At 43.6% G+C, this 12,888-nt stretch carries 11 protein-coding genes; 5 read left to right on the top strand and 6 right to left on the bottom strand.

Annotated features, from left to right (window positions below; genetic code table 11):
- Positions 1-29: 29 nt before the first annotated feature.
- From VRU48_RS14580 to VRU48_RS14570, 3 genes are all read right to left on the bottom strand, one after another.
- Positions 30-698: a DNA-binding response regulator gene (locus VRU48_RS14580; RefSeq protein ID WP_330108649.1), complete on the bottom strand. Its 669-nt coding sequence runs from the start codon at positions 696-698 to the stop codon at positions 30-32.
- Between the two features lie 15 nt (positions 699-713).
- Positions 714-2,372 carry a tetratricopeptide repeat-containing sensor histidine kinase gene (locus tag VRU48_RS14575; protein ID WP_330108648.1) on the bottom strand — a complete coding sequence of 553 codons (1,659 nt, stop codon included), beginning with the start codon at positions 2,370-2,372 and terminating at the stop codon, positions 714-716.
- Between the two features lie 116 nt (positions 2,373-2,488).
- Entirely contained in the window at positions 2,489-2,713 is a 225-nt protein-coding gene (locus VRU48_RS14570) for a hypothetical protein (protein WP_330108647.1), read from the bottom strand.
- A gap of 379 nt (positions 2,714-3,092) precedes the next feature.
- On the opposite strand from VRU48_RS14570, the gene VRU48_RS14565 reads away from it, so the two are divergent.
- Positions 3,093-4,037 (top strand): hypothetical protein, encoded by a 945-nt coding sequence (locus tag VRU48_RS14565; RefSeq protein WP_330108646.1) that lies wholly within the window; start codon positions 3,093-3,095, stop codon positions 4,035-4,037.
- Here VRU48_RS14565 and VRU48_RS14560 read toward each other — a convergent pair.
- Together VRU48_RS14560 and VRU48_RS14555 are read right to left on the bottom strand one after the other, a co-directional pair.
- Positions 4,031-4,822, bottom strand: a complete 792-nt coding sequence (locus VRU48_RS14560; RefSeq protein ID WP_330108645.1) for a CPBP family intramembrane glutamic endopeptidase — start codon at positions 4,820-4,822, stop codon at positions 4,031-4,033. The genes VRU48_RS14565 and VRU48_RS14560 overlap by 7 nt on opposite strands.
- A 133-nt stretch (positions 4,823-4,955) precedes the next feature.
- Positions 4,956-7,343: a TonB-dependent receptor gene (locus VRU48_RS14555; RefSeq protein WP_330108644.1), complete on the bottom strand. Its 2,388-nt coding sequence runs from the start codon at positions 7,341-7,343 to the stop codon at positions 4,956-4,958.
- Positions 7,344-7,452: 109 nt separating this feature from the next.
- On the opposite strand from VRU48_RS14555, the gene VRU48_RS14550 reads away from it, so the two are divergent.
- Positions 7,453-9,126 (top strand): histidine kinase, encoded by a 1,674-nt coding sequence (locus VRU48_RS14550; protein ID WP_330108643.1) that lies wholly within the window; start codon positions 7,453-7,455, stop codon positions 9,124-9,126.
- Complete coding sequence (locus VRU48_RS14545; protein WP_330108642.1) at positions 9,123-9,821, top strand: LytR/AlgR family response regulator transcription factor; 699 nt, start codon at positions 9,123-9,125, stop codon at positions 9,819-9,821. Before VRU48_RS14550 ends, VRU48_RS14545 begins: the two co-directional genes overlap by 4 nt.
- A gap of 1 nt (position 9,822) precedes the next feature.
- Here VRU48_RS14545 and VRU48_RS14540 read toward each other — a convergent pair whose 3' ends face one another.
- Positions 9,823-11,493: a MutS-related protein gene (locus tag VRU48_RS14540; RefSeq protein ID WP_330108641.1), complete on the bottom strand. Its 1,671-nt coding sequence runs from the start codon at positions 11,491-11,493 to the stop codon at positions 9,823-9,825.
- Positions 11,494-11,709: 216 nt separating this feature from the next.
- On the opposite strand from VRU48_RS14540, the gene VRU48_RS14535 reads away from it, so the two are divergent.
- Together VRU48_RS14535 and VRU48_RS14530 are read left to right on the top strand one after the other, a co-directional pair.
- Complete coding sequence (locus VRU48_RS14535) at positions 11,710-12,237, top strand: DUF2975 domain-containing protein (protein WP_330108640.1); 528 nt, start codon at positions 11,710-11,712, stop codon at positions 12,235-12,237.
- Between the two features lie 3 nt (positions 12,238-12,240).
- A complete protein-coding gene (locus VRU48_RS14530) occupies positions 12,241-12,447 on the top strand; it encodes a helix-turn-helix domain-containing protein (RefSeq protein ID WP_199140040.1) in 207 nt (68 codons plus the stop codon).
- The last annotated feature ends 441 nt before the right edge of the window (positions 12,448-12,888 follow it).

Here is a 12,888-nt window from a genome sequence, read left to right as displayed (position 1 = left end):
AGTGGAAAAAAGATTTGAAGCGCTGAAGTTTAGATGATGTTGCGCTCTTTGCAGTAGGCGATCAGTTGCGGATTGTTGCTGCAGTCTAATGCGGCCCGCATTTGGTGCAGACGTTTTTCTACAGAACTGAGCCCTACATCTTTAATGCTCATTTTTTTGAGACAGTCGGGAATTTCCTTTTGCTTTTTGCCGGCGGCTAACAATTGGATAATGGCTTTGTCGAGTTCGGTAAAGTCGTAGGTTCTTTCTTCCTGCCTAAGATTTTTGGAAAGAAAGGTTCTGCCTTTATAGATATCGGCAATGGCATCTTTCAGGTCTTGCATGTCGCGGCGACCTTTGGGCACATAGGCATTAATGCCAAAATTACTGACCAATTCCTTGGCTATGGAAGCTTTGTTTTCGACCGAAAATACCAAAACCTTAATGTCGGATTGCGAAGCCTTTGCTGCGCTGATCAGATCTCTGCCATTGTCGATCGTTGGGGTGTGGTTTGCTTCTTCGTCGAAAGAAAGATCGGTAATGAGCAACTCATAAGGCTCGCCGTCGCGAAGGGCTTTTTTGATGCGCCCTAGCGCAGTGTCGCAATCGTAAACATAGTCGGTATCGCTTAATTTGATTTTCAGGTCTTCTTCCAATATTTTGCGGACAGAAATGCTGGCGCTCGGATAGTCTTCGGCAATTAGTACTTTTTTAAACATAAGCAGGTTTTTTTATCAAACAGGGAAAGAGAAATTGATGCTTAGTCCTTTCTCTGAACCGGTTTCAAAAGTAATTTGCCCATTTAGATTTTTTATACGGGTTTCCGTATTACGTAGCCCGTTGTTCGATTTTACTGCTCCTTTAATGCCGATGCCGTTGTCTTGATAAGTAATATGCAACTCGTTTTCCTGCCTAGCAAATTGGAGCGTGACCTCGCTGGCCTCGCTGTGCTTGCGCATGTTGACCAGTAGCTCCTGTAAAATATGAGTTACTTCGTCTTTTGCGGTTGCGTTTACCTGTTCCCATAAAGTGGGGGTGTTGTCAATGAGGTGTATTTGGATTTTGTCGGTGTTAAACGAGTTGGCGAGGCTGGCTAATTTTTGGTGAAAATGAGAAGTTGGCGCAAGCGGTTTTTCGTAAGAAATATCGCGCGATTTCTCGTAGAGGTCTTCTATTTCGTCAAGCAAAATTTCTTTGTCTAGTTCGGGCTGGTATTCGATTTTATTCATCACACGATATAGACCATTGGCTACTACATCATGCACTTTTTTGGAAGTTTTAAGCCGACTTTCCTTAATGGCATTTTCCTTCTCCATTTCTAACCTTTGTTTTCTTTTTCTATACCAAAAGAAACCCAAGCCGAGTAATACAATAAGCGTTATAACCATATAAGTTTTTTCGGTACTATCTTTTTGGAATTTTAAGCTATCGGATTTGTGTTTTTCAGTATCATAACGAATAACAGCAAATTGGTTTTTGGCTTTGTTGCGAGCGATTTCTATACTATCTTTTAAAGGTTGATAAATTGCAAAATATTTGATGGCTTCAGATGGACTAAGTTTGATGAGTTTTTCAAGAGCTTGGCTTTGGTCATCAGGGCTATTTATTTTTTTAGCGGTTAAATACATCTTTTGTGCATATAGCAAAGCCGAGTCTGGCTTCTTCTTCGTATAATAATCCGCCAAATGTGAATAGCTAGAATTTAAAGCCAAAGGATCTTTTTCTTTCTCTCGAATATGCAAGGCATTTAAAAGTTCGGGTGCGGCGTTATAATTTGGATTTTGAAGCCACTCTGCAATTGCATTATTAGTTATTATTCTAGCATACTCATCGGTATTGTCAATTTTTTGAGCTAGAAGTTTTCTGTAGAGCATTAAAGATGTTTTATAATCTTCTTTATCACGATATGAATTTGCGATATTGTTTTTGAGCTTAAGAGCCCATAAGGAATTATGATCTTTTGTAAAAGAAAGAGCTCCTTGATAATACTCAATGGCTTTTTCGTAATTCTTTAAATTGGAATAAGCAAGTCCAAGATTATTGAAATTCGAGGCGATGGGAACACTATCTTCAGCCTTTCCCGTGTGGAAGTAAGGAATAGCACTTAGAGATAATTCTTGTCCCCCGAAATAATCACCTTTATCTGTTGAAATGATGGCCATATGCACTAGACACTTTCCAGCTCTTAGGCTATCATTCTGTTTTAAGAAAACATCTTTGGCCTTATTGAAATAATAATAAGCACTATCATAAACCTTTAATGTATCTCTAAACTTAAAGGCTTTATCGTAAAAGACATTGTCTATTTTTTGTGGTTCTTGCTTTTGCGATGTGTTTTTCGAGCAAGACAGGACAAATAATACTGAAAATAGAAGGAAGAGGAGGCGTTTCATAGTTCAATAGTTTATCCTAAATTATAAAAATAAACCATAGTGCAAATGAAGATAAGTATTGGCCAAATTATGAAGGCAAAAAAATAAGGCGGCAATACCGCCTTATTTTCCTGTTGTTATGGTTTTGGTGGAGGTAGCTGACTGTTGTCGCCGCCAGTACCATCTTCTCCTGAACCACCGTCGCCTGAACCCCCGCTACCTGGGTCGCCAGTTCCTGGTTCGTTGCCAGGATCGCCTGGGGTAGTTGAGTTTACAGTTACAGTGCCACTTTTGCATTTTGAAGTGTGCATGTTAGGGCCTACCAATCCTAATAGGATGGCAATAAAAATCGGAATAATCATTTGGATAAAAATTTTAAGTGTCAAAAAATTTGCAGTACCCGAACTGATCAGGCAGGGGCACTGCAGTGAATTTTTTAAGAAGCGCTTCTTAAAATTTTTGGGAAGAGTTTGAGCGTCGGTCGCAGGAGCTGGAGGCTGCTTCCCAACCCAGTATCTTACTACCGCGATGTCGGCTCTTTTGTAATCTGTTTTGCTAAAAGGAGTTGGTCATAACGCAACTCCCGAACTGATTACGAAAGCAAATGTAGAATGGTTAACTTGCTTATGATTAAGGAATTCCATTGTTTCCTTTTTTCCGGGTTTTTTCCGGCCTTATTCCGGAAAACCGTAAAAATTCCGGAAATTCCAGTTTAGATTTGTCTGATTAATTCTCTTTAAAATGCTCAAGGAATACAAAACAGCAGTGCTAAAATTTTATGAAGAAAAGAAAGAAAACAACCTACTTCGTGACAATTTAAAAGAACCCACTAGGGCAAGACTGAGAGAAGAAAGTCTTTACGTTTTTAATGAAAGGTATTTGGAAAAGGATGGCCCAACTTTGAAGGCTTTTTTTGACCCTAGATCAAAATACAACGACCACGTACGAAGCATCGAAAATTTTGATGGAGATGGTTTTAAGTCCATGTACGATTTCTTTTTAAACCAGCCAGATATCCGGAAAAAAGAAAACATAGAACTGTTGGCTTGGTTGATCGATTTTGAACCAAGACCTTATAGCAATTGGAGTGGTGAAATTACCCAACCTCCTCAGCCGCCAGAACCGCCAAAACCACCGCTTCCGCCCAGGAAAGGGTTTCCTTTTGAAATCAAAATAACGATTGTTATCGCCTCATTGCTACTGATTTCAGGTGGTGGCGTTTACTATTTTTGGAACAACGAAACACAACAGCAACATCCGTTTGTTGACCAAAGTGATTGCATGTACTGGGCAGGCGATCATTACGAACTTATTTCTTGTAATCCAACCGTTGGCCATGTGCAAAACAAGATTCCTTTCGATGCTGTTGAATGGAAAAACCTTAAAAAAATCAATTGCCCCGATACGCTTACCGACAATGATATTGGCAAGGTATGGTACATGAAAGTGAAAAACGATATCGAGGTGTACACGGCCCAAGGGCGATACCCTTTAGATACCAACAGGGTATTAAGGCCACTCACGAAATACATGTTGGACCAGTATATTCCGAGAAAGAAAAAAGAGGCTTTTTTAGAATGGGCACTGAAAGGAATCAGCGCCGTGGCTATTGTTGCTTTTTTAGGCCTGATCTGGGCCTTATGGGCGAAAGCGAGAGCCAAAAAATCAAGACTTTCTTATCAATAAGATTCCCGTTTTTTTAAGACATACTTTAATAGCAAAATCGCAATAACGGCGCTTCCAAACCTGAGCAGATTGCCCTCCCAGCCTGTTGTGGCCGAATCGGAAACGGCAAAAACATTCCAGGCGGCATTGAGCGAAACGTGGAAAACGAAGCCGCTCCACAAGGTATAACCATCCATATGGTTGAGGATGGCAAACAGAATACCCCCAGAGAAAGTAATGAGAAATACCTGCAAAGCTATACCGCTGCCACCGCCCATGCCTAGCCAATGCACGCCTCCAAAAATGAGCGACTGCAACAGCACGGCGGGTACTATGGTCCAGCCTAAAGCCTTGCGGACAAAAATGAACCCCAAGCCTCTAAACACTAGTTCTTCGGCGAAAGGAAATAGTACCGAAAGATACAGCAAATCGGCCATGCCCAGCTCGGTATTGAGCTTGCTGGTTGCGCCAAGTCCAATCCAAAAGGGCAAGGTGGCGACCAAAGCCAACAAGGGGCCGCGCAAGCCGTTCCAACCTAGCCCCAAAGTCTGTATCAAGTTTTTTGAGGTTTTGGCGAGTAAGCCATAAGCCGCCAGCAAGGCTAAAATTACAGCCAATAAATTGTCTAAAATCGCACCTCCATAAGGAATGGGGAAGCCCGGAATTTTAAAGCCTAGCCATTGGGCTATATCGCGGATTTCTAAGGCGCTTATCAAGGCCAATACTATGACTAAGGCTTTGAAGATTACATTGGCCGTGCTCGGTTTTTCGCTGGCCAACAATTCATGTTGGTGTATTACTCTCATCGTTGTTTTTTTGGTTTTTCATTTACAAGATGAGGGGGGCACAAGAAAGGTTGCAAGCAGTAAGCGGGTTTATATCAATGCCCTTACGAAGCTTTGAACTTTCGCAAGGGCATCGGTGTTGGACTGGAAATGGTTAATTACGGTTACCTGCTTTGGCCTGACGGATCGCCTGATTTTCTTTCAGGTTAAGTCGGTAAACAAAGGTCAGCCTGTAGCGGGCCGCATTGGGGCTATCCATCCGGTTCAGGGTATAATCGGTTCCAGTGGTTGTGCTCTTGAACTTGCGCAGGTTAAACAAATTGCCTACATCGAACAATAAAGTTGCCTTGTCTTTAAACAGGTTTTTGCTGACGCCAAACTCGAGGTTGTGATTGGCCAGCGTACGGGTTTGGGCATTGCTTTGTCCGCCAACAAAACTATAACGGCTTTGGATGCTGAGCTTATTGGCAAACTTGAGCTGGCCGCTTAGCCTGCTGGTTAGTACATGGCCTTCGTGGCTAAAATCCTGCGATTGGTATTGTCCTTGTTGCGTAAAACTGTAGGCGTTCATTTCCAAATTAAGCTGCAACCATTTGATGGGATTGTAGAGCAAGGAAAGCTCTATGCCTTTGCGGATCTCGCGCTGAATATTAACCGGTGTAGTAATAAATACATTGTTCTCGTTTCTGAAAGTATAATCGACCATAATGCCGTTGTTGCGCTGGTAATAAACAGCTGGATTAAATGTAAGTACGTTCCAGTTTTTGATGTAGCCTACCTCAAATACATGGGCATACGAAGGGTCAAGTTCTGGATTGCCCACATAACGAGAGTTGTAATCGGTAAGCTCATTAAAAGGATATAAATTGTTTAGCGAAGGGCGGTTGATGCGTTTGCTGTAGCTGGCCTGCAAAGTAGCATTATTGGCAAAACGATAGCTCAGGTTAAGTGTAGGAAATAGACGGGTATAGTTTTTACGGTCGTTATAGGTACCTATTCTGTCTTCTATTTTAATACGGGTGAGTTCGCTGCGCAAACCCAGTTGATAAGAGAAATTGCCAAGCCTGCTCATCACCTGTGCATAGGCGGCGCCAATCAGTTCGCTATAGGCCAGTTTGTTGTCAATGTTTTCGAAAATGTTCCAAACATTGCCGTTTTGTTGTTCGGCCTTAAAGTTGGAACTCACGCTGCGGTTTTCCATTTTCAGGCCCACTTCTAAACGCGAATTGCTGTCTAGCGGTTGTACCAAATCGGTTTGCACCATCAAATCTTTGCTGGCTCCAACAGAACCGGTGCGTATACCAGGCAAATTAAGCAGCGCCGGAAATGTTTTTTGCGTATTGAGGCTCCATTCCTTGTCGCTGTCCCAAAAATCGTATTGCATGTCTACGGTATATTTCTTGACTGGATTTTTAAAGGTTCTGGTGTAGTTGAATTCCAATTGGTTGTAGCTCCGGGTTTCGAACGATTCGCCTTTGCGTAACAAGCTGCTGTCTGGACCCGCACTGGCATAATTGTAGTTCAGCGCGGTCTTGTCATGATCTTTGGTGGCATTTTTTAAAAAGGCTGCGGTAAGCGTATTATGGTCGTTAATTTGATAATCGGCACCCACATAAAGCAGTTTGGCATTATCGTGGCGGTTTTCGTCCTGACGCTGGTTTAAGGTAGAGGTTAGGCTATTGTTGCGGATTGATTGATCGGTGGTGTAAAGCCCCACGTAATCAGATAAACGGATGCCTACGGTAGAGAAAATATTCAGCTTTTCAGATTTGTAATTGATGCTCGGCGTAATCCGCGTTTCATTCGGAATGCCACCCACCAGCCTCAATTGGCCATTAAAGCCAGCGGTTTTGTTTTTCTTTAAAATGATATTGATGATGCCTGCAGATCCGGTGGCATCGTATCTGGAAGAAGGATTGGTAATAACCTCAACCTGGCTAATTTGGTCGGCGGGCAACTGGTCGAGCGCATTGGCAGCAGTAAGACCCGATCTTCGGCCGTTGATGAGCACCAGCACGTTGCTGTTTCCTCGCAGGCTGGCTACGCCCGTTGGACTTACGCTTACCGAAGGCACGCCATTCAGCAAATCGACTGCCGAACCGGTTTGCGACAATACGTCTTTGCCCGCGGTAAACACTTTTTTGTCTATTTGCAAACTAATGGTTGGTCTTTCGCCGGTTATGGCTACTTCTTTCAGCAACTTGGGGTCGGGCTCAAGGTAAACGATACCCAAATTGATGCGGCTGCTCGTGGCGGTTATTTGTAGCGGCCTGCTAACGGATTGATAGCCCATAAAACTAAATTCGATGGTTAGGTTGCCCGTGGGGATGGAGTCCAGCACAAAAGCACCCTTTTCATCGCTAACGCTTCCAGCCACTATTTTGGCATTTTCGTTTTTGATGGTAACACTTACATAAGGCATTGCCGTTTGGGCTGATTTTTCTTTAATAAGGCCGTGTACCGCCTTTTTAGTGGGATTGGTTTGGGCCATAGCTAAGGCGCTAAAAAACAGGCCTATGCAAAGCAGAGCTATTCGTTTCATGGTACAAGATTAGCCCATGTTACTAGGCTAACCTAAGAAAAACATGCCAACGGCTCTATATCCTTTTCAAATGCACTCGATGCCCCTATCTTTATCCTAACTTTACAACATGAAAAGGCTCTGCTTCATCTTCGTTTTAATTTTATTGGCCTCCTGTAAACACAGCACCGTCGTTTACGAAGCATCCGAACCGCGCTTTCGCATGGGCGATGACCGGCTTTGGGCCCATAAAAACTATGCGGATGCCAATTGGGAAACGGCAAGAGGTTTTACCGAAGACAAGGTGTTTTGGGTGCGCTTTAACATGGACTTGAAAGAAAGGCCCGATCCCCAAACCCCACTGGGGCTACAGGTGTACAGCTTTGGTGCTTTCGAAGTGTATTGGGATGGCGTGTGTTTGGGCCATAACGGAGAGCTTGCCCAGTCTGGAAAACCCGAGGTTCCGGGTACGGAAACAACGGCGTATTTGGTGCCCGATTCGTTGGCCAGTAAAGGCAGGCATTTGATTGCGCTCCGGACCACCCAAAGCTTTAAAAAAACCGAACAGCGGGGCGTTAACGTTAAACTGCAGGATTATCCCGATCTGCTTCGCTCGTCGCTGCTTACCACTTCGTACATGAACCTCATTGCCGGTGCTTTTCTCATCGCATGCATCTATTATTTCTTCCTTTACATCAACAGTCGGCGCAAACAATATCCGGTACTTATTTTTGCCGTCATCTGTTTCTTTTTCTTCGCCTTGCTGATTTTAGAATATGTTAAATTCTATGTTGACATTCCCTACACCTATTTTTATGTGCGGCTGGAGGCTATCGGCTGGATTACTTTTCTGCTGGCCTTTTTGGTACCCTTGTACTTTTGCCTGCAGTTTGGCTTTAAAAGAAAAGGATGGCTTTTAGGTTTGTTGCTCTGCGTGCTTGTTGCCATTTATATCGCCAAGTTTGGGCATTATGATACCACGGCCATTTACTACAGCTATACCATGTGGATGGTTACCGTGCTGGTGGTTATCGATGCGGTTGTGAGGAAAGAAAAGGGAGCTTGGGTAGTATTAATCGGCTTGATAAGCAGGGTGGTAATCAACTACTTTTTTTATTATGATTTTAGCCTGTTTATCAGCTTTGCCATCGTGGTGCTGTGCATGCTTTACCTGCACGCCATACGCACCCGAATGATAGAAGAAGAACACGAGGCCTCGCTCCTGCTTTCGGCGCGTTTGCAGCTCGATTTGGTGAAGAAAAATATTCAGCCCCATTTTCTTAAAAATACGTTGCTTTCTTTGATCGATTGGGTGGAAGAATCGCCACAACAAGGCGTTAAGTTTCTGCATTCGCTTTCCAACGAATTTGATATCATGAACAGCATTGCCGAGGAAGCGCTTATTCCCGTAAGAAAAGAAATCGAGCTTTGCCAAGCGCATTTGTCGGTGATGCAGTTTCGCAAGGAAATTGCCTATCAATGGCAAGAGCAGGGTATTGTAGATACCGAATTGGTGCCGCCGGCGCTCTTCCATACCTTGCTGGAGAACGGCATTACCCACAGCATGCCCATTGATGGACAGATCCGCTTCAAGTTGAGCTTTTCGTTGGTCAATGGCTACAAGGCCTATGTTTTCGAAACCTTTGCCCTCAACCGCATAAAATCTGGGACCAGGGTTGGTGGCAATGGCCTCAATTATATCAAAGCCAGGCTAACCGAAAGTTATGGCCAGCACTGGGAATTTGCTTCGGTGGCCACTGCAACAGGCTGGCAAAGCACTATTAAAATTAAAGACGCTCCATGAGGATATTGATTATAGAAGACGAAGAGAGAATTGCCAAAAGAACGCAGCGCATGGCCACCAGTTTTTTTGGTCAGCAGCTCGAAACCTTGGCCGTTTGCGATTCGTTGCAAAAAGGATTGGCCTATATCGAAAAACATCCGATAGATCTTTTATTGCTCGACCTGAACCTGAACGGCGAAGATGGCTTCGATATTTTGGGTGCCGTAGTTGCCGGTTCTTTTCATACCATTATTGTTTCGGCCTATACCGATAAGGCCATCACTGCCTTTGCCTATGGAGTAATTGATTTTGTGCCCAAGCCATTCGACGAAGAAAGGCTTTTTCAGGCTTTTAGACGGGCCATGGCCAGCGTTCAGAAAACCGGTGGCCCGATTAAATACCTGGCTGTCAAGAAATCGGGCAATATTAAGCTGATTGATGTGAATGAGCTTCATTACATAAAAGGCGCAGGGATTTACAGCGAACTGCACCTGCGCAACGGCAAGCAGGAGCTTCACGATAAATCGCTCGAAACCCTTGGCCAGTTGTTGCCCAGCTCTTTTGAACGCATCCATAAATCTTACATCGTGCCACTAAACCAGGCTGAAAAAATAGTGGTCGAAGCAGGCGGTCGTTATAGTTTGCTACTGGGCAATGGCGAACTGTTGCCTATTGGCCGTTCGCGCTACAAGGAGCTGAAAGAAAAAATGATCTGAGCTACAGCTGGTATTTTTGGCGCAAAGCATTGCTGATTTGATTGGCATTGGCCACAATTTCTGGCGGAAAGCCCAGTGCCGACAAAATAGCGATGGCATTTTTGTTTTTGAGCAAACCGGGTTTGATTTTGTAGTCGAATACCAGGCGCGTATCCGACACCGCCTCTTCGAACGAATAAACCGCGTATTCTTCGCCCAACAATTCGGCCAGTTCCAAATCGTGGGTGGATACGAAGGTGAAATTTTGGTGCGCATTGAGGTAAGAGAGAATGGCTTTGGCCCCGGCAACCCTTTCGATGGTATTGGTCCCTTTAAAAATCTCGTCGATAATGATGAGGTTGTGGCTTTGCAGGGTTTGGCTGTTGTTGATGATGTGCAGCATGGCCATGGCCTCGGCCTTAAAGTAGCTTTTATGTTCCTCTAAATCGTCGTTGTTGCGTACACTGGTAAACAGCTGCATAAAAGGCGCCGCATAATAATGGCTGCAAGAAGTGTATAAAGTTTGGGCCAAGAGGGTGTTGATGGCAATGGCACGGATAAAAGTGGTTTTGCCCGACATGTTAGAGCCGGTAACCAGTACGCCCTGCGTGGTGCTGGCTTTGATTGAATTGGGAACGCAATCTTCAATCAACGGGTGGTAAAGTTCCAAAACTTCCAGCTCCTGTCCGTTTGCTATCAGTTGGGGCTTACAATAATAAGGCAGTCCTTCTCGTAGCGACTGGATGGAAATGGCCAGGTCTATTTCGGCCACGTAATTAAACAAAACCTCGATGTGCTGGCGTTGCTGGTTAATCCGATCAACGGAAATCAGGAACATAAGGGGTTCTATAAGCAACAAAGTCTTGATCAGCTCCAAAATTCCGGCACTGATATCGGTTGGGTCGCGGTCTACGTTGTTCTGGAAATTAACGTAGCTTAACGAGCTTTGCAGCGGTTTTAAATTGCTGAGGCTCTGCTGTACCATAGCGGCCTTTGGCGTGGCGCTTAGCTTGAGTAAACTTTTAGCGGAATTAACCAAGGTATAAAGCTGTGGCAGCGAATAAACATAGCGCGAAATCTTCTTCTTGTTGCCGTAGTGGATGTAAAAATTGAAAAGCGTTAGTCCCAGCACAGCCAAAAAGCAAAACTGGTTGCGCAAAACAAGGGTAAGCACCAAAGAGGCAATCCATAAAATGCCGGCCATTCTTACATATAAGCTTAATCCCTTGCTGTACAGCGACTGATAGCTGCTGGTAAACAATTCGTAAATGTAGTAGGCGTTTTTATGGCCCAGTTTGCTGAGCACAAGCGAGGTGGCCAAGCGCAGGTCTTCGTTCGAGCCAAATTGCTCACTCAATTCATCCAGTTGCTGCAAGGCGTTTACTTCTTGCGGGCTTCTCAGCTGATGATAAAGGTATTGCTGACCCAGGCTGCTGTTGCAACGATCTGCATATTCGAACAGGTTTTCGAGGTCGATATCGGCGGCAATGGTATCAGACAAAGAAGTGTTTTCATCATGATATTTGGCAAAATGGTAAGCCGAAATGAGGTTGAAGTTGCGGGCAACATCGCGAGGCTTGCCCCACTGGCTCAACAATTCCTCTTTTTTCTTGAGCAGGTCTTGGCCGTTTTTGTACCTGAAGAACAGGAAAACGAGCAACAATAAAACCAGTAAGACAGCTAAATAGAACATATCGATCAATTACTTAACAAAGCTAAAAACTTTGACCAATCGGCTTGTTACTTGACCAAATTTATTATTGATGCATAAAATTTTTTCCGCCCAAATGATATTGTTTGAGGTGATTTATCGAAAATAAAAAATAATTTATTGTTTTTCGATAAATAATTATTCATATTTGATGAATTAATTTTTAAAACCATGACAATTAGAATTAGTGCAAAGCACATGCTACAAGTTTTATATGTTCTCTCGTGGATCATATTTATCGGCGTATGTATCGAAGCCGGAGCTTTTATATGGAATGCCGTTTATGCCTTGGCCATTAATCCGGCAGGCGCCAAGTTTGCTGTTCCGGCGATAGACCTTTCGCCCCTATATGCTTACGACAAAGGTTATTTTGGAGTGCTTAATTTTGTAATGTGTTTGGTAGCCGTGATGCGGGCGCTGTTGTTTTGGCTGATCGTAAAAATCCTGCACGACAAGCAGCTCGACCTATCCGAACCGTTCAACGATGTGGTGAGGCGTTTCATTGCCAATATGGCTTACCTGTCGCTTTTTATTGGCGCATTTTCTTATGGAGGCGTACAATATGTAGAAAGGTTCGCTAAGGAAGGCGTAAAAATGCCCGATGTAGAATATCTGCGTTTAGGCGGTGCCGATGTGTGGCTATTTATGGGAGTTATCCTTCTGGTGATTGCCTATATGTTTAAAAGAGGGATCGAAATCCAATCAGAACACGAACTAACCGTATAAGCCATGCCTATTGTAGTAAACCTGGATGTGATGATGGCCAAGCGGAAAATGTCGTTGAACGAGCTTTCTGAAAAAGTGGGCCTTACCCTGGCCAACTTGTCTATACTTAAAACTGGCAAGGCAAAGGCGGTAAGGTTTAGTACCCTCGAAGCTATTTGCGATGCACTCGACTGTCAGCCTGCCGATATTTTGGAGTATACCAAGAAGTAGAATTTTAATCATTGATGCATATGTTGTTTCTGGTTTTTGTAGTGGTGCTGTTATGGCTGCTGGCGATGTATGTTTGCCATTTTAAAAGTTTAGGCTATTAAAACCACCTAAGACACCTTAGAAATGCTGAGGTTTAAGCAGTAAAGGGTGGGTTTTAATGGATATTGTTCTTTTTTTGGATTTATAGATGTTGCCATTAAGCTATTTTGATTTAGACGCCTAAGAGAATTTAGCAAAACAATTCTTAGCCTTCCTAAGGCGTCTGAGGTGGTAACATGTAATATGTTATTCCTCCACAATCTGGCTAAGACTTTTGCCGATATATTCAAACTAAAAACCGGGAGTCATATCAAATTCTAAAAATCGCCGTTTAAGAAGACAGACTTAAGTAACGAGAATATTAATTAACTATTAATTAAAGTGCGGTTTTCTTTGTCAGGG

The organism is Pedobacter albus (assembly GCF_036324255.1).
GTDB classification, from domain to species: domain Bacteria; phylum Bacteroidota; class Bacteroidia; order Sphingobacteriales; family Sphingobacteriaceae; genus Pedobacter; species Pedobacter albus.
The sequence above is the reverse complement of the archived record's forward strand: the minus strand, read 5'-3'. Positions and strand labels throughout refer to the sequence as shown.